Source organism: Pseudoalteromonas sp. A757 (assembly GCF_004103285.1).
GTDB lineage: Bacteria > Pseudomonadota > Gammaproteobacteria > Enterobacterales > Alteromonadaceae > Pseudoalteromonas > Pseudoalteromonas galatheae.
Map to the genome: position 1 here is coordinate 13,656 of NZ_QNQN01000062.1, position 24,628 is coordinate 38,283.

The window sequence follows — 24,628 nt, forward strand, 5'->3', positions numbered from 1 at the left end:
TGCCTTAGTTGGTGATACGCATTACAGCTCAGCCTCTAATATAGCCAAAGCTTCCTTCTCGGCTTGCTTTACGTTGCCATCAGCTTCAATAACACGTACCGCTAGATCTTTCGCAAGTTTACGCATAGGCTCATCAACAATGTTATTCATACGGTGCTGCACATAAGCTTCAATATCATTATTTTTTATCGCAACAACCGACTTAGACAGGCTATCTTCGATATAATCGTCTAATGCAATTGCAGAGTTCCACTGTAAGCTCTTTGCCCACTTTCTAACCACATGTTTTTCACTTTCACTGATAACGCCATCAACACCAATGAACAATAACGCGACATCTATTAAGGCCTCTTTTTGCATCTGATCAACACAAATGCCCGTGTCAAAGTGGTTTAGTAGCTGCTCAAATTTCATAATTCTTCCTTAACCCTTTCCTGCAAATTAAGATTACAATATTTCAAGACGAAACATAAAACGCTAATATTTAAACATATGCTAACTTTTTCCGTTTGTCATATTAAAAAAGTGCAAGTTCAGTTACGCAACGGCTAGCAGACTGTATAAGACTGAAAATAAGCAAGCTTCACTTTCCACAATTAAAAAGTTTCCTTACATTTTCAAAGTTACTTTCGATATCGCCAAAGTAGATTATATCCAAAGGCCACCGGCTCTAATAAGTACGACTAAAGAAGCACCTTTAAAACAAAATATCAGTTATAAAGTTTGATTTGATAAGAAAAGATCATGACCTCCACAATTGATTCATTTTGTTGAAATAATTTGCACACTCTCAAAATCAATCGAAGAAAAATAGGAACAACAATGAAAGAGTTAAAACTAGGAATGAACTTATCATTTTTCATTTCCCTTTCTATTATTGCGCTGAGCTTGCTTATCCTAGATACCTTAATAGTGTCTGAAAAAATTAGCCTGATTTCTTTTGCCCAATTAACGCTTTCAGCTGCAATCATGTTTTACATTATTATGGGGGTATGGGCTATATTCAGTGGTCAAAGTCGAGTAATCATTTGCAATCAAGGCGTGGTTTATCACAGCCTGTTAGGTCAAAAGCACTATATTCCATCAGAAGAAGTGGAAAAGATCTCTGTGGAACGACTACTTTGGTTTAGTTATACAAAACTTTATTTGGCAACCGGAGTACTTAGGATTTGGTCTTTCAAGCCCAATCTTGCGCAGCAGCAGAGCCTTAAACTTTTAGGATATGTTTAATTCTATACATATCCGTGTGCAGTAGGTCTCATAAAGTTGCTTTTAAAAAGGGGCGTTGAGTAAGATAACCTAAATTTATAAAGAGGTTATTATGCAAAGACAATATGCAATAGGTACGCCGGGCGTACCTTGGACTTCCCAAGAAAAGACATTGTGGTTAGAAAATCAAACAATCAAACGCTCATACTCTGAAGAAGTCGTAACTCAAATAAAAGCGCTTAAGCAAGGCTTTGACGTAACCGAGTATGGTCAGCTTGACTACCCCAACCAAACTTATTCTTTATACGCACTAACGACAAAAAACTGGCAACAAAACAAACCAATCATATTAGTTACCGGAGGCGTGCATGGCTATGAAACAAGCGGTGTGCATGGTGCTCTTGCTTTTGCAAAATCAGAAGCACAACAATATGAACGGGCTTATAACTTCATTATCTTGCCTTGCTTGAGCCCTTGGGGTTATGAAACGATAAACCGCTGGAATCCAGAAGCAGTAGACCCTAACCGCTCTTTTTACGCAGATAGTCCTGCACCAGAATCTCGATTGGCAATGAACTTTGTCGACAAAAAAGCTGCGAAAACGCTATGCCATATTGATTTACACGAAACCACTGACTCTGACAATTCTGAATTCCGTCCAGCATTGGCAGCCAGAGATGGTAAAGAAAATCACAATTGGAATATACCTGATGGTTTCTATCTAGTAGGGCATACGCAGAAACCTGAAGCTGAATTTCAAAAACGTATTATCGAAGAAGTGGCTGAGGTAACCCAAATTGCAGATGCTGATGAAAATGGGCAATTAATCGGTGTTGATATAGAGCAGCACGGTGTAATTAATTACGATGGCACTGCGCTAGGTTTATGTATGGGTATGACCAATGCCGCTTTTGTAACAACAACAGAAGTTTACCCTGATGGTCAAAATGCAACTCCAGAAAACTGTATTGCGGGACAAGTAGCAGCTATTAGAGGAGCACTTAAGTACCTGCAAAAAGAAGGTCTTTGATGCTTGAGTAGATATGGTTTCGTAAACCATATCTACTGCAATAAATTACAAAACAGGTTTACGTTCTCTGACTGTTTATCAAACTTAGGCTGACGCTGAACGCCCTCTCAAATACTACTATGAGTAACATAGCTGGTCATCATAACACCTAATTCGCTAAATCTTCCTTGCCACTGACGACCCCAAAAATTTCTTTAAATGAAGTTGGCTTTTGCAAGATACTAACTGGAATATGCAATGCTCTTGCGATGTCACTCGCTGAGATCATCCCTCTCAATCCTTCAGAGTCAACCAATAAAACGTGCTGCAACCCTAAAGCCCGTAATGTTTCTAGCACATCTCCTATCGTACTTTTAGCAACTATTTCATATGGAACGGCATAAAGCTCCTCTTTACTCACCATTACATCTTCAACACATACATCCTCTCTCGACACCTGCTTCCGTTGTGCAACACTTAACGCTTTTCTACCGGTAAGATCGCGGCAGCTAACTACACCTAAAAAATTATCATCTTCGTCAACAACGAGTTTTGAGCGCACATGGCCATTTTTCATCATATATAAAGCATGATCAATATCGACATCCTTTGCTATCACCTGAGGCTGTCTGCGGGTAAAATCAGTTACCACCTTAATCGCACTGCTATCCATATTTAAAGGCTCAGAGTCGAAGTGATCACAGAGCTGAAATTTCCCTTCCAACTGAACGGTTTTTAATGCTCGATACTTGCCCATTGTGCACTCCTGCTTCTAAAGCCCTTAAACAGTATGGTTTTCATGTTGTTATAATCAATTCATAACAAAAGATAAGAAGAGCAACCAGTGTAAAGGCTGTAAACGTTTCATTAAGCTAACTGGAAAAGTAAGAGAGATTGCTAAAACGCAAAAATATGAGTTCTAGTTTCTTTTCTCTCTGATTAAAATATGGTTTATCCCGCGAATATATTCAAGTCTCACTCCCCAAAACTCCTGTAACCTCAGTGTAATGCCGTGTAATAGCTAAATTTATATAAACAACTTAGACTAAACATGTTTGCTAGGATTTATCACCCTAATATCAAACAATTGGTTTTAGCTTTGGGATTCTGCGTCAAACTAAAAAAACTGTAATTCCAAATTAAACCAAACCAGTGCCTTGGTACTGGTGAATTCTTCCCTCAACGAGACCCACATCGTGGGTCTTTATCGTTGAGCCGAAGGAAATAAAATTGTATGCTTCACCGCACTTATACATTGATATAGATGAAATTTACGCCTTGCTGAGTTGTGATATCTATTTTGTATAAGCATGTAATTTTCATCAAAGTTATACGGAACTAACTATGGCTTATTTAATCGACGAACAGAAACTCGAACGAGTTTATCTTAAAAGCTATCATACGGTAGGTCGCTACAAATATAGCGTAGACACCTTGATAGACAAGCCAGGAGTTTCAAGACATCACGCCATTATCGAACTCAATGAAAACAAATGGTTTATCCGAGATGTGAGCACAAATGGCATCTGGATAAACGACAAAAAGCTCGATAAGAATTTGCCTTATCAGCTATTCGAAAACGATAAGATTGATTTTGCAGCACCCGGGCAAAACTCGTTTGTGGCGGCGAATTTACAAACCGAGTGTCAATATTTAGTTTCTCAGTCAAACAGGCAAAAAGTAATTGAAGTAACCAACCAATTGCTTTTACCTGATGAAGACGATCCTAAACACATCATTTACTACGATAAGTTACTTAACTATTGGTTTTTAGAAGATCTTAATACTTCAGATCGTCAAGCCTTAATTGACGGTAGTATTATATCTTTGATGAATGACCAATGGATGTTTTTTTCTGCCACAACCATTGCTGTAACTAAGCACCTTGAATGCCAAAAAGCTGCCAAGCCAATAGCACTAGAGTTCAACGTAAGCCAAGACGAAGAAGATACTCAACTAACGTTAAGCGTGGACGATAAACACCTAGATTTAGGCGTCAGAAGTCATCACTACTTACTGTTACTGCTTGCAAGAACTCGGATCCAAGATAAAGATGCAGGTCTTGAATCGGATGTTCAAGGTTGGGTTTATCGCGATGACTTAGCAAAAGCACTCGGCGTACAAACAAACCATATGAATATTATGGTTCACCGCGCACGCAAGCAATTTGTTGATTCCGGTGGCGAAGATTACCCAGAAGCAACCTTTTTATTAGAAACTCGCTGTGGCCGAGTAAGATTAAACTGCCAAGATATCACCATAATAAAAGGCTCTAAATTAGAAACTCGCATGACAACTTAGACAGTCTTTATAGTTGGGCAGAAATAGCATTTCAGCCCAACTATTTGCCTATGCTTTATACTCTCCAGCATTATTCACTATTTTGTTTTCGAGCTCTTTGAATAGCCCAAATACAAATAAAAGCTCCGCAAGCACAAACAATGGTCCAATTGCTAAACCAATCAAATCATCGACGAACGCAGGTTTTTTCCCCTCGAAATAATGCCCTATAAACTGTAACATCCAGCCCACAAAGAAAACACCAGCCCAAAACAGTACGGTCATTATCCCAGCATTAGCGATAAGTGGATTTAACGTTTGAACAAGGAAATAAAAAGCCAGTATGACTGCGCTCATCATGAGTCCGAAAATGGGGGATAACATCAGGTAGTAGCAACATAAAACTGACCCTATCAGCGCGGCAAGCGTGATGGTAGCTCCTGACACATCGAATAGTGGGATAAAAGTCATGCCGACAACAGCAATCACAATTAACGGGATCCCAAAAAAGTGAGTCAGAATGTTCTTTTTGCTGCGATGATACATGGCATACTGACTTAATAGCGTCTCTAGTTTGTTCATTATTGTTCTCTCACTGATACCAATTATCCTATTGATAATTGGTCAACAAAGAAAATTTATCAATAAAAAATTCTATTAGGGCCTATATAAATAACCAAATAAACAGCATGCCGAACACGATGGTCTGCATCATGAGCACCATCAAAAGCTTAAAATTAAAGCTAGGCTTGATGGTTTTATGCCTGAGTATATACATCGCCACTGGTGTGATAATATTGAGCCCGAGTAACCCAAAAAGTAGCAAATTACGCTCAGGAATGCGCGATTGAGCAAGTGTTGAAGCTCGCTTATCCCACCAAAAAAGTGCAAATATAAATAAATTGATAACCAACAACACCACTGCAGAAATAACCGCTTGCCAAGGTAGCTTAGATACACAAAGTGCCCCTAGCCACACGCCAGTCCCCCAAAATAGGCCCATCTGCTGATGCATTAAACGAACGGCTGACATGCTAATTTTCCTGTCTTATTTTATTTATTTGAATGAAAATTTCAGCGGTAGCATAAGCATCATCCATCGCCCTGTGATGATTAACCAAAGGTACATTCATCGCTTGGCAAAATGCTCCGAGCGCATAGGAGCGCAGACCTGGTACAAACTTTCGGCCTAACTGCACAGTACATAACTTTGCACGAGTAAACTCTTGATCAACACGAGCAAACTCCTGCCGAATAAAGCCATAATCAAAATTCACATTATGCGCGACAAAAATAGCGCCTTGGCTAAACTGCTCAACTTGCTCTACGATTTCGCAAAACCTCGGAGCATCACTCACCATTGCCTGAGTGATCCCTGTCAACTCAGTGATTTTTTGTGGGATACGGCGCATCGGATTAATAAGCGATTGCCATTTAGCAACGACCTCACCGTTGACGACTTTTACCATGGCGATCTCGGTAATGCGATCAAACTCCTTGCTTCCCCCAGTGGTTTCAATATCGACAACGACATAGGGTTGCTCTTTGGAAATGTGCCATTCAACGGTTTGCAGTCGCGCGGGAATATTGCATTGCAAGAGTTTAGAAATGTTAACCAGCTGACTTCTGCTAAGACTATCGCCAGGCGCCTTGATTTCTTCAAACCTTAAGCCCGCTTTTTCATCGACTATCATCAGATCGGGAAAACCGGATTTCATCAGATGAAAGTCACTACACATTAGCCTTAAAACAGATTTAACATCCTCAATAGACACGTTAGACAACAATATTTTTATTGCGTCGAGCATCCTATCGTGCCAAATAAACAATCGATTGGGTTCTCCGTAATGTTCGCTCATCTGGCGTAGAAGCCAGTTCATCCAAGCAGAAGTATCTGTAAAACTCGCTAAGCGGCACTCAATCTCTTTCTCAAACTCGCTGTAAAAGCGATTTTCTTTTAACGCCAGCGGAGTTTTAGAAAACCCATTCGCAACGATACTTCTTGGGTGATAAAACAGTTCCTGCCAAAAGGTCAATCCAAATAAGGCCAGCCAAATTTTATTTTCAACATGGTAAGCTTTGATACCATGACGTTTGTAATAAGCAATAACACCAGCTTCGGTTTGCCCTTTAAAGGCCTCATCAATTTGGATTGCAGGTTGACTTTTTCTCAGCATATCCGTAAGTACAGAGGTACGTTTTTGGTTAAATTTACGCTGGTAAAAGTCTTCCGCGAAGATCATCAGTGTTTCATCGTTTTCGCCCTGTAATATGCGCTCTAATTGCTCACGCACCAACTCAACTTCACCTTGTTTATAATGATGTCGTATCAATATCTCACGGGCTTGTGGATGTTCACTCATACGCAATAAGGCACTATAGTGGTTTGAGTCAGGCCCCAACTTTCTAGCAAGCGTTAACAGGTACTTTGCATTCGCAGTCACTGAATATTGCCCATCGACTTTAGGCAATTGTTGCGCTATGGCTTCGCTAGCACGCTGTACTAACTCATCTTCAGGGGTGTTTTTGAGCTCACTGAGTGCATTTGCATAATAAAATGCGCTCACTGCTTCTGATCTTTGTTCAAAATGTGCGTGATACGCGGCGTTAGCGCTCCGGGTTTCCATTACACCAAGATCCCGCATCGAAAATTGCGCCAAGCTAAGGCCTACCTTACCGAAGTACAAAAATAGAAAGTAGTCAATATCAGCTTGAAATGAGAGCGTGAGATACTTGGATAGATATTCTTGTACATTCACATGTTCAACACAGATAGAATGATGCAAATGCTCTACCCAGAGCAATTTTTTTGCCGATTTACTTGGCGTCTTAGTTACGTTTTCTCGCTCAGCGAGTTCAATTAAACATGGTTTAGTTAAGCAATGTAGTAATATTTGAAAGTCGTCTTGTTGTACTTGGCGAAGGAACCCTTTTGCTTTTAGTGAAAGCGCGACTTCACAAATATTATTGATCTCTTCGTAGCGCAGTGAATTGATATCCAGAAAAGGAGTTTTGCGGGAAATAAACCGCACTAACAAACACAATTCATCTTCAGGCAAGCGGTGTAGCTCAGCCAGCAGCTCACGCTGAGCACGACTTAATAGCGGTTGACATACTTTAAGTAAATAATCGCTAAGCTCACTAAAGTGGCTTAAGTAATATTTGGCGGGTAACTCTTTTCTCAACACAAACCAAGACAACTGTTTTTATATACAGTAAAGACTACCATAGATAGAAAATATTGCCAATTTGCTTCAGTTACCCATTAAGTCGTTTTTTCTGTACCGTCTGTAGATGCATATTCGCTTTTGTATAGCCAGTATTGTAGTTTCTCACTTAATGCCGCTTCCGAAATAGGTTTTGCAAGATAATCATTCATACCTACATTTAAGCATCTTTCCCTATCACCAGACATTGCGTTGGCAGTCATGGCCAAGATTTTGACTTCTTGATAGGTCTCCCCAATAGATCCATCTCGAATTATCTCTGTTGCTCGATAACCATCCATTTCCGGCATCTGACAATCCATTAAGATCAGTTCAAAACGGCACTCATCTTGATGAGATTTGAGCAGCTCGATAGCAACAAGTCCATTCTCAGCAACTTCAACGTCTGTGATCCCCAATTTTTTGAGCATACTTAATGCAACAATTTGGTTTACCTCATTATCTTCAACTAATAGAATGCGACAAGGCTTTGGCCAAGCACATTCGGTTTCATTCGCCTTTCTTACCAGCTTCAAATAGTGACTTGTAACCAATGGCTTCGCATTAGCCAGCGCTCTGCCATCTTCAGCCAAAATGGTTAATGCATCAAAGAGGTCTTTGGTTGTCACGGGCTTTGGAAAATAACCCGAATAGCCACGTTCTGCGTAAAACTGGCCATCTCCCTTGGTCCCCATTTGCGTCATCATGATAAGCTTAATCGTTTTGAATCGTTTATCGTTTTTAAGCGCAGCACCAAGCTGCTCTCCCGACATACCTCTAAGAGTCATGTCTAATAGGGCTATATCAAACACATTTTTGTCACGCTGGTATTCAGCTTCACACATTGATAATGCTTGTATGCCTGAGCTGGCTTTACGCACCTCCGCCCCCCAGTGCTTCAATTGAGATTCTAAGCTCGTCAAGGTCGCGAGATTATCGTCAACTAAGAGTATTTTGCTCCCTTTCAGATCAACTTTTGTCGCTTCGAATTGAGTATTGTCACCGTGAACTAAGGTAACAAAGAATTCAAATTGGCTACCGTGACCAAACCGACTACTCACGGTGATATCGCCGTCCATTAACTCACAGAGTTGCCTGACAATGGCAAGCCCCAAACCAGTACCACCATATTTCCTTGTGGTAGAAGCATCTACTTGAGAAAACTTAGCAAAAAGTCCATCCGCTTTGCTCTCAGGTATACCTATCCCAGTGTCTTCAACTGAGCAGTGAAACCTCAGCTTATCGTCTACCTCACTAAACCAAGCTCGAATGATAATTTCCCCTTGCTCGGTAAACTTGATTGCATTACTAATTAAGTTGGTAATGATTTGTCGAATGCGGCTCGGATCCCCCTGCACCAATGGCTTTTCAAGTTGGGTAACATCAAGGATAAGTTCAAGTCCCTTCTTCTGCGCTTGCAAAGCAACGGATTCAATCAACTCACCAAGCAAAGCCCTAACATCGAAATCTAATGACTCAAGCTCAAGTTTGCCTGCTTCAATTTTAGAAAAGTCTAATATATCGTTGATAAGATTTAACAACGACTTGGCACTTCCCATTGCTAGACTCACTTTATGTAATTGAGTTTGAGTCAAGTGTTCATCTTCAAGCAGACTTAACATGCCTATTACACCATTCATTGGCGTGCGGATCTCATGACTCATTGACGCTAAAAACTCACTTTTAGCTTGCGCCCCCAGCTCGGCTGCTTGCTTTGCTTGCTCTAACTCTTTTTTCGCCTCGACGGCAGCGGTAATATCCTGTTGGATGCCAACAAATGCTTTTATTTGGTTTTGTTCATTAAACACAGGGGAAATCTGTAAACTATTCCAAAATGCCTTCCCAGATTTGGTGTAGTTTATCAATTCGACTTTGACGAATGTTTGGGCTTTTATTGCAGCTCTGATTTTGTCTATAGCTTGCTGTTGGCTTTGCTCTCCTTGCAAAAAGCGGCAGTTCTTACCAAGTATTTCATCTCCATATTCGGTGATCTGTTTAAAAGCTTTATTGGCAAATACGATCGGTAATTCTGGGTTTGTTGCATCAACAATTGTAATGCCAACATTTGCACATTCTATTGCTTGAGCAAGTAGGTCATTTTGCTCCTTTGCCTTTTTCAGCGCTTCTTGATGAAGCTTTTGATCGGTTATATCTGAAAGCGATCCAACTATTCGCTTCGCTTTTCCATCTTTAAGTGCTGCCGCGCCTTTGAGCCAAAAGTAGCGATAGCTGTTTTGCCTCGTTTTTATTCGGCACTCGACACCAAAAGGCTCTTCTTCCGTCATATGGAATTTTATAGAGTTTTCTAAATTGGTGAGATCTGCTGGATGAACACGATCAAATAAACTAGAAATATGTGCAGAGAATAAGGCTTGTGTCTCTTGAGAAAAGCCGAGCAAAGATTTAAATCTATCTGAATAAAACACCGTATTCCGTTCAAGATCCCAATCCCAAAGGCCATCGTCACTGCCAAATATTGCGAGTTTAAATCGCTCTTCACTTCGCGTAAGTATTGCTCTGGACTCTTCTAGTTTCTTGAACGGGTTTAACAATAGTTGTTTACCAAACAGGTAAAGCAAGCCAAAGGACAGGAGCAACCCAAAGGTTATCGCGCCTATAAGGTCCAAGACAAATATTTGCACTTCGTCAGTAACCAAGCTTTTTCGTAAACGATAGTCTAATTGAAGCCCCGTTGTTCCAATAGCTAATGACTTGATACTAAAATAATCCTCAACACGTTCAACATCGGAAAATTCAAGCCATTGCCCTTTTAACGAGATGCTATGAAGTTGAGAATCTAAAGAAGTCGCCAGTAGGGTTTCAAGGCTGGTCGAAAACTCACCAACAAGCGCTCCTTCAGCAAAGCCGTTATAGTAAATAGGTACCGCTACCGTAAAAAAATGCTGGTTGGCAACTTTAGTTAAATCTATCGCATTACTAATTTCAGCATTAATCACCTTATCCAACCAAATAGGCTGTTGCCTTAATATTTCGTTAGAGTCAAAGTTTGCATACACCACTTCACCCAGAACGTTAATTACCATCAGTTTCTCTGCTTTGCCTATAATTTGAAAACTGCGCAGAAAATCTCGTAATTGTGTTGCAGAAAAGCCTGTTCCCATTGCACCATTTACAACAATAGGGTGCGAAGATAGATCAAATAGTATTTGTTTTCGGCTCTCCAAGTACTGTGTCAAATTGTTTACCGAGAGTTGAGCTTGGGTCTCATTCGTTTCTCTTACCAAATCTTCAACTATGACATTTGCTCTTAGTCCAACGAAGAGCGCGCTGAGCAGAAGTGAAATGATAGCCGTTAACCCTAAAAAGGCATAAAAGGCGCGATTGCTCGTCAAAGTGAGTTTACTTTTCAATTTGACCCCGAGTAACTATAAACCAGTTTAATACTGCCATTGGATTGATATTGTCCCATACACAGGTCTTGCACTGTCAGTGCTTCATGAGCGGAATCATTTTCTTCACTCCACTCCCGAAATGGTCGTTGATAGGTTTTTATGAGGCCGCTGACCGGCGACTGCAAATCCTCCAATGCACTTTTAAACAAGGCTCTATTAGTAGCAACCGAATCTGTCAGCTTTATTTGCTTTGCCGCCGCAATAAGAAGCTTGGCAATATCATACCCATGGATAAATCCAGGTGCAGCTTGAACGAACCCATGCGTTGCAAACTGAGTTGGAAAAAGCCGTCTTGCCCGATTAAATACTCGTGCTGAAAACTCACCTAACGGTTTATTCTCGAAAGAAAAGCAGCTTTGTAGTACCGCCAATGAGACATCTGCAGATAGCTTATCCCCAATAACACCAAAAAAGTTACCCGCTGTCACTCCCCAATGACTTATAATCGGCAGGCGCTCCGCCTCATCAATACTCGCCATGGCTCTTACAAACTCAACTCCTTCAATCGCATTGCCAACAAAAATGATGCATTGTGGTTCACTTTCAATAATATTATGGATAATCATCCGCGCCTCATTTTTCTTAGTGGCCCAGTTAAACCAGGATACGGGTAACGCATTGTTGGGCTTGGCCTTTTTATACTCTCCTAACAATGTGTCGTAATTGGAGCGTCCCCATGCAGTATCCTCAAGGAGTAAATGAGGCGCAACACAACCTTGTTGATTTGCATAATTGATGAGTACTTTACCCGCTTTGGTGTCATCTACCGAAAGCCTAAACACCCAATTGTCCTTACTCGGGTATCTTGTAATAGGTCCACCAGCGGCCCAAGGAACCAACAGCAGCGCTTTATTCTCGTTGATAAACTGACGAAATTTAATATAGGGGGGAGAATGCACGCCTCCAAGTACTAACAAAGCATTGGGATCTTTTAAAAATTGCTTAAAATGGAGCAAACTACGATTACTATTACCGCGATGATCTTTGCTCACTAATTCAATATTAAAACCCTGTATTTGATTATCAACTTCATCGAATGCGGTCAAAAATCCCATTTTTATCGCTTCGGCTGACTCATTTAAATTAGAATAATCAGCGTCATGATAAATACGAAACACTTGCTTGGAGTTTGCTGCGAGACAAACCGAGCTAAACAGGTAGAAAAACAGTAATAATATTTTCATTGTATTACTAATTACTCAACACATAACTAAACTTTAGTTCAAATCATTGTGATTGCTTAATTTTATAGCGAATACCTTGCACGTTATAGCTCAACAGAACATCGCATGGCGCATAAAGAAACCGCACCTTCAGGCAGGTGCGGTGGTTGGGTCATTCAGGACTACTTGCAAGTTGACTCTGAATGTAATTTGGTAGACCTATTAATTTGATCAAGTTAATGTGTTGCTCAAGCCAATAAATATGATCCATTTCAGTATCATCTAACAGAGTTTCAAGCATTTCTCGCGTGACATAATCTTGCGCTTGCTCGCACGCTGCTATCACCTTTTTCAAATGATCTTTTACCAAAACTTCAGCTGCCAAGTCATTTTCTAGCATTTCTTTCACGTCAGCACCGACGTGAATTGGCGCACGAGAAGCGGTATCCGGTGTGCCTTCCAAAAACAAAATACGCTCGGTGATCCGTTTTGCATGGTCAAGCTCTTCTTCGTATTCGTGAGATAACTTGTGATGTAGCTTCTCAAGCCCCCAATCTTCATACATTTTGGCATGAGCCAAGTATTGATCCATAGAAGAAAGCTCGAGAGTAAGTTGCTTGTTGAGTAAGTCGATGATGGTAGAATTGCCTTGCATAACTTACCCCTCAATCTGCGATTGCAGATAGTTTTCAATGCCAGTATTTTTGATTAAGAAGTGCTGCGTTTCGAGCCAATCCACATAACCTTCTTCATACTCAAGAATATCTTCTAGTAGCTCTCGACTAACATAATCCTGTTCGTGTTCACACAACGCAATCGCATCGCGTAGTGTCGGTAGCTGATCGAGTTCAAACGCTAAATCGCACGCCATCATTTCTTCGGTATGCTCACCTATTCGCAGCTTTTCTAAATGCTGGAGATTTGGTAACCCTTCAAGAAACAAAATACGCTCGATTAGGTCATCCGCTTGCTTCATATCCTTGATAGATTTTTTGTAAGCTTTCTCGTTTAGCTCTTCAAGCCCCCAATTTTTGTACATTCTTGCATGTAAAAAAAACTGGTTTATCGATGTTAACTCTAACGTAAGCACTTGATTTAGCGCTGTTATAACTTGCTTATTACCCTGCATAGGGCCCCCTAATAATGTCGAGTGACGCCCTATAACCCTAGTTCAATATTTATTCTTCGCAAGATTAAATAAAAATAACAGTTTTCTTAATATACCCTTTTAAAATAAACAACTTATAAGAGTATTAATAACAATTTTCATTACATTTCGGGTTTCATTTTTTGAATAGCTTGAATTCAATCTGAACTCAGAATAAGAAACAGGCTAAGTTATTGAAACTCACAAAAGCAGCTCAGGTTACTCAGCTCATCTGCTTTTTAACATCTAGCCCTAAACGCTTAGCTAGTCGAACTAAATTTGCTCTATCCATTTCCAACTCTCTCGCAGCTGCCGACCAATTTAACCCATTACGTTCCATCGCGTTAACGATCATATCTTTTTGTAGTAGTTCTACGGCGAGTTTCATGGTAACAGGATCTGCTTTCTCTTCCTTAATAAGGCGATCAGCTTGCCGTTTTTGTTGATTGTGTTTTGGCTCAATATCTATGTCATGGATCTCGATGATATTAGCCTGCCACTGTTGGTGCTTAGCTTTTAACGCTGCACGACTGACACAATGCTCAAGCTCTCTGACATTACCCGGCCAATCGTAATGCATTAACCGGCTGAGTGCTTGCCTATCCATCACCACTTGTTTTGCATTGAGTGTGCCTCTAAGCTGCTCTAAAAAGAACCCAACCAGCAACGGTATATCATCCAGTCTTTCGGTCAGTGGAGGAACAAATAAAGGGTACACACTCAAGCGATGATAAAGATCCGCCCTAAATTTTCCGCGTTTCACCTCTTCTTTTAGGTCGCGATTAGTGGCAGCAACTACTCTAACATCGACAATATGAATACGGTCAGCACCTACCGCTTGCACCTCGCCGCTTTGCAGCACACGTAAGAGTTTACTCTGTAAAGTCAGGCTCAGTTCGCCAACTTCATCCAAAAACAGTGTGCCTCCATCTGCGGCTGCAAACTTGCCTAATCGGTCTTTATCGGCACCAGTAAACGCCCCTTTTTTGTGACCAAAGAGTTCACTTTCTGCTATCGAGTCAGGAAGCGCCGCACAGTTAATTTGTACAAACGGTTTGTCATTTCGCTGGGAATTAAAGTGTACATGTTTTGCTACCAACTCTTTACCCGTTCCCGTATCACCTTGAATAAGGACATTAAACTCAGAGCCAGCTACCAGTTCAATTTCTGATTTAAGCGAGTGCATCACCGCACTCTCTCCTACCAAGATTTGCTTTTTAACGGACTTTTGGGATTGGGTATGTGTAAATGAACGTGCTTGCTCATAGAGACGCTCAGCCTCAAACATACGTAATGCACTACTTGAGACAATTGTTTGTAGGGTTTTCATATAAACGTCAGACAAGTGCTCAAAGCTATCAGGTTTAAGGCAGTCGAACGTTACCAATAAGACACTACTTTGCAGTGCGACTTTGAATCCCATGCAGGCATGCACTGGCAAGCGACTTTCTTCAGCTAGTAGCAGTCCATCGTAGGGGTCCGGTAAGTTGCTATTGGCAGGAAAACTAACTAGCTCGTCAGACTCGAAAATAGACATCAATCTAGGTTGTTCTGAGAGCAAAAACTGCCGCCCAACAGCGTCCGCACTCAACCCATTGCAAGCTAGAATCGTTAATGCATGCTGATCGCCATAGAGAATGGCGATGGCATCAGCGGTAACAGATTGACTCAATGCTGATAGCAAGGACTTAGCGTATTGCTTAACCTCGCGCCCCTCTTGTGCTAACGAAAGTCGTGACAACGACATACTAAGCTCAAGTAACTTGGAGAGTTCTAACGAATTCATGTCAAAAAGACTCAATTTATTCAGATAAACACTACTTAAGGTAGGTCAATTTGACTCAAACATCAACAAGGTAAATCTAAAATATTGATTTATATGAAATTTTAAAGTTGGCGTAACACCTGCAATAGATAGTCTATATATCAACATTCGCAGAGTTAACGATGAGCCGCGCATACCAGCTTTTAAGATTTAGCAACATCGCCATTTTCACATCTCTCGCAGCGTTTATGCTGTCACTGCAAGTGAGTTTTTTTAGCGTTGAAAGCTTCAGCCTTTTCTCACAAATTGCAGCGCATATTAGTACTATCGTATTGGCCGCCTTGATTAAGCTTGCCTACGTCATCCGCCTTGTTTGTCTATACCACCTAGGTTTGGAGGTTAAATAAATGAGTTTAATCCAATTAGAAGAGCCCAGCCCAAAAGCAGTGTGTTGGTATACACCATCTACTTGGCCCGTGTTGATGCTCGGCTTTAGAGCACTATTTTTACTCGCGGGCCTATTCGCTGTCGTGAGTATTTCTGTGTGGGCTTTATTGCTCAATGGCAGTGTTGTTTGGCGTAATAATTACCCAGCGACCTATTGGCACGCCCACGAGATGCTATTTGGCTTTGGCGGTGCTGTCGTCGCCGGTTTTTTGCTAACCGCGGCAAAAAATTGGACGCAAAGACAGACATTACATGGTGGCGCACTGCTGTCACTCTGTATTATCTGGTGTGCTGCTAGGCTGAGCTTTTTTGTGGCAAATTCATCAATCATCATCACCTTGCTACTACAACTGGGTTTTTGGCTCATTGTTCTAATCAATTTAACGACCGTAATTGTTGATGCAAAATCCAAAAACAATCGTGTTTTTATTTTTGCTGTAAGTATGTTGTGTGGCTGCAACATCATATTTTTGATTTTACTTCACAACCAGCACTTCTTATTGCTGAGCGCTATAAGCCAAGCAACGCTAGTTGCTTACATGCTGTTGATTGGTGTAGTGGGTGGCCGCGTTATTCCATTTTTTATTGCCCGAGGATTACAGCAAGCACAAAAACCACATACTCCAAGGTTAGACAGGACGATTTTCTACCTCGCCATCATCTGCGTTTTCACCTATATCCTGCAGTTTGCGATACCAAATACTCACTATTTAAGTGTTGCACTCCTGCTCCTTGGGCTACTGCACTCGATAAGAGCAACCTATTGGTTTAACTGTAAATTATTTAACGTACCACTGCTTTGGTCATTATATCTTTCATACTGTGCAATCGCAGTGGGTTTAATACTTAGCGCATACAACAACACCTTTGCACCAGAGCATTTGCGCAGCCATCTTCACTTAGTGGCAATTAATGGCATGGGATTAATGATCTTAGCCATGATGACTCGCGTTACCTTGGGCCACACTGGTCGACTATTACAGGTAGGCACGACAACTATACTGGCGTTTATCTGTATCGCGGCATCAGGTCTTATCCGCGCATTCCTTATTCACTTTATAAACCCGCACAATGCATGGCTGTTAAGTGCCGTGGCTTGGGTTTTTGGTTTTATGCTTTTTTTCATTACCTTCGCGCCCATGCTGGTACAAAAACGCGTCGATGGGCGAATGGGTTAACTCTACTCTCAAATTGGAGATATTAATGCTTACAAACAACACGATTGAGTTGGTAAAACAAAGTGCACCGTTATTGGCTCAGGTCGGTCCCGAGATCACCGCCAAGTTTTATCATAATATGTTCAATCAACACCCTGAGCTGAAAGGGGTATTCAACCAATCGCATCAGGCTTCGGGAAAACAGCCGTTGGCACTATTTGCGGCATTAGCAGCCTATGCCAATTATATTGATCAACCAGAAGTACTCAGTGACGCCATTTTACGTATCAACCATAAACACGTTAGCCTTGGGATCTTACCTGAGCAATACGCTATTGTTGGCCGGCATTTAATTGCAACACTCAAAGCCGAGTTCAGCGAACAATTCACAGACGAAATAGAGCAAGCTTGGCTTAGTGCCTACCAGTTTTTAGCAGATTTATTTATCACCGCAGAGCATGGTCTGTATCAAACCGCACTTGATCAGCAAGGTGGGTGGCAAGGAACGCGTGAATTTACGATTGAAAAGGTAATAAGCAATACTGAAAATATTAAGAGCTTTTATCTCAAACCAGTCGACGGTAAAGCCGTACCTCATTACCAAGCTGGGCAATTTATTTCTGTTTTTATACCAAAAGAAGTGGCAGGGTTTCAGCAGATCCGCCAATACTCTTTGTCTGTTGCCCCCAATGGTTCGTATCTTAGAATTTCGACTAAACACGACGGTGCCGTATCGCAATATCTTCATACGCTTAAAGTGGGCGACGTCCTCAAGCTCACTCCACCAGCTGGAGACTTCGTCAGACAACACACAGCCAGTCCAAAGGTATACATTAGCGCTGGGGTTGGAATTACTCCTATGCTCTGCATGCTTGGTGTTCATAGCCAACATTCACCTGAAGTCGAAGCACACTTTTTACACGCTAATAAAGCCTTCAGTGACTTAGGTTTCAATCAAGAAATCAATGAGCTTGGTAGCAATATCCGAGATTTTAATGTGGTTACATGGTTGGAGTCAGAAGCCGATGGTGCATATTCTGGGCTGATGGATATCAACGTAATCAAAAATACTTTGCCGCTCACAGACGGAGAGTTCTACCTATGCGGCCCGGTTGCCTTTATGCGCTTTATCAAAACCCAACTGATTAATGCCGGTGTACAAGCCGAGCAAATCTTCTATGAGGTATTTGGTCCTCACGAAAACCTTCCAAACTAACAAGTTAAATTTGGCGCCCTAATACTGTTGGTATTAGTCGGCGCCTTATATTTTGCTCTGAATTAAAAAGTCGGTAGACTTGGAGAATGAATACTATTGGTATAAAAGCGTACTTGAAGGACAACAATATGAGCGCAATTTCTAGTATCTTAGTCGTCTGCATGGGCAATATCTGCCGCTCTCCAACTATGGAGGCGGTATTAAAGCACAAACTCGAAGCAACAGAGTTAACAATCCGTATCGATTCTGCTGGTACCATTGGCTATCATCAAGGTAACCCTCCAGATCCACGAAGTGTCGCAGCAGGCAGCGCAAGAGGGTATGACTTTTCAGGCATATCAGCGCAGCAAGTAAAACCCAGTGATTTTGAAGATTACGACTTAGTTTTGTGTGCAGACAACGCTAATTACCGCGATCTACTCTCCATTTGTCCTAACGACTTAGCGCATAAAGTTCAGCTGTTTTTAGCGTTTGGTGACATGGCTGAGCGTGAAGTACCTGATCCTTATTATGGCGGTGAACATGGCTTTGAACATGTGCTTGATTTAATCGAAGCCGCCAGTGAAAACATCATTAACAAAATTCGCTTATCGACAAGGTGAAATTAACTCGCTGGATCGGTACCAAACAAAGCGGTAAAAAGACCTTTTTTAGAGGCGCCGCTATTGTTAGATTTAGACTTAGAATTTCCGTTCGAGAAATTAGCTCAGGACTTACAAACCACAGGTATTAGTATTTTGCCAAATTTCGTCAGTCCCGACATTTTATCCAAGTTGGAATTGAGAATAGCAGAGCTAAGCAATGATGATTTTAAGCAAGCTGGCATTGGTCGTTTAGCCTCTCACGAGCAAAATAAGAAAATTCGCAGAGATAAAATTCACTGGCTAGATAGCAGCAATGAGTTGGAATCTGTTTGGCTCAACTACATGGGCGAGCTAAAAGCCTATTTAAACAGACGGCTGTTTATGGGACTTTTTAGCTATGAAAGCCACTTTGCCATTTATCCACCAGGGGCGTTTTACAAAAAGCATATTGACGCCTTTAAGGGAAGAACCAACCGTATTTTGACCACGGTATTGTACTTAAATCAGTCATGGGCGTCAGACAATGGCGGCGAGCTAGTTGTTTATAATCCCGATAATCACGAGGAGATACTCACAACGGTACTGCCAAGTTATGGCACACTAGTTACCTTTTTAAGTGATGAATTTCCTCATGAAGTACTAGTTGCCAACGAAAAGCGCTATTCAATTGCAGGATGGTTTAGGGTTAATGCCAGCATTAACCATTCGATTGATCCACCAAAATAATTGATGAGCTCAGTCTTAAGTTAATTATCCTGAGTTAAACTCAGGATAATTTGTTCGGTAACCGAATTTCGACGCACAAGCCTTTACCTTCGCGATTATAGAGGCTGATCTGGCCGTTGTGTGCTTCAACAATTTCTCTGCACAGCGCTAAACCAAGCCCTGTTCCTGACGCTTTAGTAGAGTAAAATGGAATTAAGGCGCTTGCCATCACAGAGTCACTCATGCCTTCACCTCTATCGAGCACCCAAATATAAACCTCGTCGTTGCGCTGCTCTGATTGGACGCAGATTTCATCACTCTGTGAGCCAGACTCGATTGCATTCTTAATCAAATTAATGAGTAACTGCTCTAACTGTGTCGTGTCCGCCTGTAATTGCTTTTGATTAAGCTGATACTGGAATGACCAATGGCTTTGCAGCCGCTCACACAAAACCTGCAAATCCACAGGTTCAATGTTTGGCAGCGGAAGTTTAGCAAACTTACCATAGCCCTGAACAAACTCGCTAAGATGCACAATACGCTCTTCTATCGTCGCAAAGACTCGACTTAGTCTAGGCTCATCCGCGCGTTCAGCCAAGATCTGCCCGCTGTGCAGCATAGATGAAATAGGCCCTAACGAGTTGTTTAACTCATGGCTAATGATGCGGATCACTTTCTTCCAAACCTGCACTTCTTGGCGGCTCAACTCTCGTGTGAACTGTTTAAAAATATATAATTTGTGAAAGTGGTTGTTGAGCAAGAGCTCCCCATTGGCGAGATGCCACATTTGCGACTCACCACTGCTGTTTTGTATCGAGAACAAGCCATCAAGTTGGTTGCTTACAGCTTGCTGAAGTTCATCGGGGACTTCAGATATTAACTTACTAAAACACTCACCTTCCAAGCGATACTCACAGTTAAAAAAAGTTTTAGCACTATTGTTGGCAAATACCACCACACCCTGTGAGTTGACGAGTAAAAGTACCTGAGGTGAAGACTCAAGCACTTTATCTAGCATCAACTCACGCTGATAAATCCATTGTTTCTTATCTCGCAACTGCTTTGCTGTTTCATTGAATAGCTGACACAGTCGACCGAGTTCATTATTAGCGTTATAGGTAATGGACGTAGAAAACTCCCCATCCTTAAAGTTCATCAAGCCGACTTCTAATGCCTCCCATCCCGCTTTGTTTTCACGCATAAATAGTTTATACAGCACAAGCGCAACACTGACGGAACCCAATACTATTACAATGAAACCGCTGCGATCATCGAGTAAGAACCATAAAGGAATAAGGCCAATAATAATACTGATGGCAATGATCAATGCATGTTGCTGCGAGGTCGTCATTATTGTCCTTAATATTCAATGCCAAACTTTTGCAAGCGACGATAAAGCGCTTGTCTACTCATGTTGAAATGTCGTGCTACTTTCGCAATCACGCCCAGATGAGTCTTTAGCGCCTGCTCCAATTCTTCTTTACTGGGTTCTCGTATGGTTTGTGATACGCTAACTTGTGCTGTATTTGCCTGCACATCAAGACCAAAATCCTTCGCACTGAGTTCGCCATCAGGATTCAATACCGCCGCCCGTTTACAGGCATTTTCGAGCTCCCGTACATTGCCAGGCCAAAGGTGTTGAGATAATGCTTGCTGAGCATCCGATGTAAGTACTCTTGCAGGTAAAAAATGTGCAACCAAAGGTAAAATATCATCCACTCGCTGTGACAACGCGGGTAAGTTTAGCTCGATAACATTTAAGCGATAATATAGATCCTCACGGAATTTCCCCCCTCGAATATCCGCTAGCAGATCCGCGTTCGTTGCTGAGATGACACGAACCGAGACTTTTTTTGTCTCGACTGACCCCAACCGCTCAAACTCGCCACTTTGCAAAACACGTAGCAACTTCGTTTGCTCAGGGAGAGGTAAATTGCCAATCTCATCCAAAAATAACGTGCCGTTATCAGCGGCTTCAAAGCGGCCAATCCGCTGCTTATTCGCACCGGTATAAGCACCGCTCTCAGCACCAAATAACTCAGCTTCGATTAAGTCACTTGGGAGCGCGCCTGCATTCACTTTGACAAAGGGTTGGTTTTTTAGTGGTGAGTTCGCCTGAATGATCTCCGCGATTTTTTCTTTACCGCTACCATTTGGACCGGTTATTAATACTGACACATCAGATTTGGCAACTTGCAGCGCCATATCTATGACTCGCTGCATAGCCACAGATTTATACACAACCCCGCATAAATCCGCCCCTTGATTAAACTGTTGGCGTTCTTGTTCAGCCCGTTCAAAGTTTGCCACTTGCTTATGTGCCTCGCCAAGCGCAACGAGATTTGCAATCGTCGTGAGTAACTTTTGGTCGTCCCAAGGCTTAGCTAGATAGTCTGCCGCTCCGGCTTTTACCAGTTCAACCGCCGTGGTGAGCTCAGTCCAAGCCGTTAATAAGATAATAGGGAGTTTTGCATTTAGTGCTTTCAATTGGTGAAATAGCGCAGCTCCCTCCTCTCCTGAGGTGGTGTCTGCACTAAAGTTCATATCTTGGATAACAAGTGCTATTTGCTGAAACGACACCACTTTAATTGCTTCTAACGGTGAGCTCGCGGTAACTACTTGATAATCATGCAGCTCTAGTAACAATGACAGTGCATCAAGCACTGCAGGGTTATCATCCACAATTAAGATTTTATCCATATGATTTTATTCTTGTTATTACATGTTGCCCATACTAGCACAACTTAAACAACGCAAGTTAAAGTAATGCCAACTAGGTTGCTTACTGGCATAAGGGTCATACACTTCTTGTTGCGATACTCGGTGAAATGTTCGCCGCCTTCTTAGCAGGAAAAATAACTGACGCGATACAGAGCATGATAAGCCCAAGCGCCGTTATTAAAATATAGCTTACTTCTAGTGGCGGCACTGAGTACAAAGACATCAGCTTTTGTCCTAAGAAAATCGTAGCCACCGTACCAAGTACTAAGCCAATTGCACAAACAATGAGGTTTTCAACCACAAAGTAACGAACAATTGCTGATTTACGCGCGCCTAGGGCTCTACGAGTACCAATCTGCTTGGTACGTTTACTGATATTAAACTGAGTAAGACCAAATATTCCCAGCGCAGTTACTGCTATCAGTGCACTAATGAGTACAAGCAACATTCTCAACATCAGTATATCTTTCGAATTGTACCTTTCCTTAACTTCATCAAGCCCTTTAATGCCAGTGATCACACGACTAGGGTTTTCTTGAAGCAGCGCCGCCTCTATTTTTTTCATTACTTCGTCACGCAGACTAGGATCAGTACGAACTAAGAAATCTTGAAATCCATTCGCATTCACCATGGGAAAAATAATTAAGCGATCAGCATTGTTAAAACGCGGCCAAGCATTAGTCATACGCTCAACAATCCCAACAACTTTTAACGGACCGCCACCATAATAAATCGTTTCGCCCAGTCCTTTCCCCTCACCAAATATCTCGTCCGCAAAAGCCTTACTGGCGATAACAACATCGGGTTGCTTAGCATATTCGCTTGAGATCAAGACATCACCAGATGTGAAATCACGGCCTTCTATCAATTTTACGCCCAAGGTGCGGATCACTTGCTCATTAGCGTATAAATGGCCCGCATTGGTATGTTTACTATCGTCTTCAGGGGTTAAACTGAATCCAGAATTGCTACCTCCTCCTGAAAGGGGAACCGAGCTCACTCCCACAGCTTCTATAACACCAGGGATACTGTTTAGTATTCTCTCATCAACGATAAGCTGCTGATTTGCATCTATCTTGTCGTCAAACGACATGACACTGAAGGTAATTATCGACTCTTCTGGATAGCCTGTTGGCTTATTGAGATAGGTGACGCGCTCACTAATAATGGACAGCGAATTACTGACAATTGCCAACGTCAAGGCAAGTTGTAGGATGGCAAGTATGGCACCAACTTTAGAGCGCAATAGCGCATTGATAATGGGTTTTAATTCCAACATGGGACTCTCCTTATTGCACCTTTAAGTAAGTTGCTGGTGATGTTTTACACACTATCCAAGCTGGGTAAAGCCCTGCAAGAATACAAGTCACAATAGCAATGCTCGGCGCAGCTAACAGCATAGCGACATCCATCGTTGCAAGGCTTTCGTAGACATGGCTAGTTTTACGGATCCCCCATAAGCCAAACTGAGCAAAAACTATCCCTATCGCTCCCCCCATAAAACCAAGCAACGCCACTTCAACCAAGTGTTGGTAAAACACTTGCGTTTTACTTGCGCCAAGTGCTCTTCTTACGCCGACATCAGGGGCACGTTTAAGAAATTTCGCAAGTAACAATCCAAGAATATTGGCTAAGCAAACAGCAAGGAACATAAAACTTAAACCAATCATGACTTTGTTATCTTCACTAACTACATTATTGTACTCAAGCCATTCAGTGACATTTCGAAGTGAAAATTCTCGTGTTTGACGGTTAAATCTTCCCAAATCTTGTTGGGTTTGGATGTAATTATCCAGTTGTGTTGCTAACGCTTGTTGCTCTTTTTCATTCTCTAATTCAACCCAAAACTGAGTCCAAAGCATTTCTGAATTCATTTTGTCTGTGAAGTTGTTAATCTCTTCGCGCTTCCAACCGTTTGTATTTCCCCAAGTATCAATCTCATAAGCTGCCGCATGACTGAAGGGAATGAAGATACGCTCGGCATCAGCAAACGCGCCATTGTTTAAGTCATACATTTTAACGTTTGGCTGCCACTCTCTAGTTACCCCTACGACTTGATATCTTCGCTGCGCTAAATAAATACTTTCTCCCACCACATCACTGCGGCCAAATAACTTTTGTGCGATAGTTTCGTCAATAACAGTCACTGGTGCAGCATTGTCTGCTTGGCTTTGGCTCCACACTCCACCATACAAAAAATTCAGCTCAAACATGGCGAAAAACTCTCGAGTGATTAGCCGTGTCGTTTGCAACATGGGGCTCACTTCGGGGTTGTTTACATGAACCGCAAAACCAGATTTAAACATCGCGACTTTTTTGTCGATGGTTAGCGTTTGATACAGGTTTTTCGCATCTAAAAATGTCAGCTGAAAGGGAATATCATCAGCTGAATGATAGGTTTGTCCCTCATCCATCGCTTGTAGCTGTACAGCATAGAGTTTGCTACTTTTGCTTGGAATTGGATCGGCGGACATCATGTGATACACAGACAAACTCACCATAGTGACGCCAATGCCAATGGCAATAGCCAGCGCCATTAGGCTAGTCGCAAGTGGCGTGGCTTTTAGGCTACGCCAAGCTAAATCAAGGTAATGGGCAAACATAAC

At 41.8% G+C, this 24,628-nt stretch carries 21 protein-coding genes; 7 read left to right on the top strand and 14 right to left on the bottom strand.

The genetic code is table 11. The features are described 5' to 3' along the window. Positions 1-21: 21 nt before the first annotated feature. The gene (locus DRB05_RS06265) at positions 22-414 is read right to left on the bottom strand and encodes a hypothetical protein (protein ID WP_128726169.1); all 393 of its coding nucleotides are present in this window, start codon (positions 412-414) and stop codon (positions 22-24) included. A gap of 408 nt (positions 415-822) precedes the next feature. Between DRB05_RS06265 and DRB05_RS06270 the strand changes: the two genes are divergently transcribed. Continuing rightward, positions 823-1,230, top strand: coding sequence for a hypothetical protein (locus tag DRB05_RS06270; protein ID WP_128726170.1), 408 nt, complete (start codon positions 823-825; stop codon positions 1,228-1,230). Between the two features lie 91 nt (positions 1,231-1,321). Continuing rightward, the gene (locus DRB05_RS06275; protein WP_128726171.1) at positions 1,322-2,239 is read left to right on the top strand and encodes a M14 family metallocarboxypeptidase; all 918 of its coding nucleotides are present in this window, start codon (positions 1,322-1,324) and stop codon (positions 2,237-2,239) included. A gap of 148 nt (positions 2,240-2,387) precedes the next feature. Here the strand turns inward: DRB05_RS06275 and DRB05_RS06280 are convergent, their stop codons facing one another. Next, positions 2,388-2,975, bottom strand: coding sequence for a CBS domain-containing protein (locus tag DRB05_RS06280; protein WP_128726172.1), 588 nt, complete (start codon positions 2,973-2,975; stop codon positions 2,388-2,390). Between the two features lie 587 nt (positions 2,976-3,562). Between DRB05_RS06280 and DRB05_RS06285 the strand changes: the two genes are divergently transcribed. Further along, positions 3,563-4,519 (top strand): FHA domain-containing protein, encoded by a 957-nt coding sequence (locus DRB05_RS06285; RefSeq protein ID WP_128726173.1) that lies wholly within the window; start codon positions 3,563-3,565, stop codon positions 4,517-4,519. Positions 4,520-4,567: 48 nt separating this feature from the next. On the opposite strand, the gene DRB05_RS06290 is transcribed toward DRB05_RS06285, so the two are convergent. The 8 genes from DRB05_RS06290 to norR form a co-directional block, all read right to left on the bottom strand. Continuing rightward, entirely contained in the window at positions 4,568-5,080 is a 513-nt protein-coding gene (locus tag DRB05_RS06290) for an Mpo1-like protein (RefSeq protein ID WP_128726174.1), read from the bottom strand. A gap of 82 nt (positions 5,081-5,162) precedes the next feature. Further along, positions 5,163-5,531 carry a DUF1294 domain-containing protein gene (locus DRB05_RS06295; protein WP_128726175.1) on the bottom strand — a complete coding sequence of 123 codons (369 nt, stop codon included), beginning with the start codon at positions 5,529-5,531 and terminating at the stop codon, positions 5,163-5,165. Position 5,532: 1 nt separating this feature from the next. Further along, positions 5,533-7,686 carry an exonuclease domain-containing protein gene (locus tag DRB05_RS06300; RefSeq protein WP_128726176.1) on the bottom strand — a complete coding sequence of 718 codons (2,154 nt, stop codon included), beginning with the start codon at positions 7,684-7,686 and terminating at the stop codon, positions 5,533-5,535. Positions 7,687-7,763: 77 nt separating this feature from the next. Then, the gene (locus DRB05_RS06305) at positions 7,764-11,075 is read right to left on the bottom strand and encodes a PAS domain-containing hybrid sensor histidine kinase/response regulator (RefSeq protein ID WP_128726177.1); all 3,312 of its coding nucleotides are present in this window, start codon (positions 11,073-11,075) and stop codon (positions 7,764-7,766) included. After that, positions 11,072-12,301, bottom strand: coding sequence for an ABC transporter substrate-binding protein (locus DRB05_RS06310; protein ID WP_128726178.1), 1,230 nt, complete (start codon positions 12,299-12,301; stop codon positions 11,072-11,074). Before DRB05_RS06310 ends, DRB05_RS06305 begins: the two co-directional genes overlap by 4 nt. 151 nt (positions 12,302-12,452) lie before the next feature. Beyond that, positions 12,453-12,935 (bottom strand): bacterioferritin, encoded by a 483-nt coding sequence (gene bfr, locus DRB05_RS06315; protein ID WP_128726179.1) that lies wholly within the window; start codon positions 12,933-12,935, stop codon positions 12,453-12,455. Positions 12,936-12,938: 3 nt separating this feature from the next. Continuing rightward, positions 12,939-13,409: a bacterioferritin gene (bfr, locus tag DRB05_RS06320; protein ID WP_095729185.1), complete on the bottom strand. Its 471-nt coding sequence runs from the start codon at positions 13,407-13,409 to the stop codon at positions 12,939-12,941. A 241-nt stretch (positions 13,410-13,650) separates the two neighbouring features. Then, positions 13,651-15,213: a nitric oxide reductase transcriptional regulator NorR gene (gene norR / locus DRB05_RS06325; RefSeq protein WP_128726180.1), complete on the bottom strand. Its 1,563-nt coding sequence runs from the start codon at positions 15,211-15,213 to the stop codon at positions 13,651-13,653. Between the two features lie 386 nt (positions 15,214-15,599). Here norR and DRB05_RS06335 point away from each other — a divergent pair, with 386 nt between their 5' ends. The 4 genes from DRB05_RS06335 (at position 15,600) to DRB05_RS06350 (ending at position 19,322) form a co-directional block, all read left to right on the top strand. Continuing rightward, positions 15,600-16,817, top strand: coding sequence for an NnrS family protein (locus DRB05_RS06335; RefSeq protein WP_128726181.1), 1,218 nt, complete (start codon positions 15,600-15,602; stop codon positions 16,815-16,817). A 25-nt stretch (positions 16,818-16,842) separates the two neighbouring features. Next, the gene (gene hmpA / locus DRB05_RS06340) at positions 16,843-18,012 is read left to right on the top strand and encodes an NO-inducible flavohemoprotein (RefSeq protein ID WP_128726182.1); all 1,170 of its coding nucleotides are present in this window, start codon (positions 16,843-16,845) and stop codon (positions 18,010-18,012) included. A gap of 128 nt (positions 18,013-18,140) precedes the next feature. Then, entirely contained in the window at positions 18,141-18,614 is a 474-nt protein-coding gene (locus DRB05_RS06345; protein ID WP_128726183.1) for a low molecular weight protein-tyrosine-phosphatase, read from the top strand. 63 nt (positions 18,615-18,677) lie between these two features. After that, positions 18,678-19,322 (top strand): 2OG-Fe(II) oxygenase, encoded by a 645-nt coding sequence (locus DRB05_RS06350; RefSeq protein WP_128726184.1) that lies wholly within the window; start codon positions 18,678-18,680, stop codon positions 19,320-19,322. 40 nt (positions 19,323-19,362) lie between these two features. On the opposite strand, the gene DRB05_RS06355 is transcribed toward DRB05_RS06350, so the two are convergent. The 4 genes from DRB05_RS06355 to DRB05_RS06370 form a co-directional block, all read right to left on the bottom strand. Further along, positions 19,363-20,652: an ATP-binding protein gene (locus tag DRB05_RS06355; protein ID WP_128726185.1), complete on the bottom strand. Its 1,290-nt coding sequence runs from the start codon at positions 20,650-20,652 to the stop codon at positions 19,363-19,365. Positions 20,653-20,660: 8 nt separating this feature from the next. Next, positions 20,661-22,001, bottom strand: a complete 1,341-nt coding sequence (locus DRB05_RS06360) for a sigma-54 dependent transcriptional regulator (protein WP_128726186.1) — start codon at positions 21,999-22,001, stop codon at positions 20,661-20,663. Between the two features lie 97 nt (positions 22,002-22,098). Continuing rightward, on the bottom strand, positions 22,099-23,301 hold the full coding sequence (locus tag DRB05_RS06365) for an FtsX-like permease family protein (protein ID WP_128726187.1): 1,203 nt from the start codon (positions 23,299-23,301) through the stop codon (positions 22,099-22,101). Between the two features lie 10 nt (positions 23,302-23,311). After that, positions 23,312-24,625: an ABC transporter permease gene (locus DRB05_RS06370; RefSeq protein ID WP_128726188.1), complete on the bottom strand. Its 1,314-nt coding sequence runs from the start codon at positions 24,623-24,625 to the stop codon at positions 23,312-23,314. Positions 24,626-24,628 lie beyond the last annotated feature (3 nt).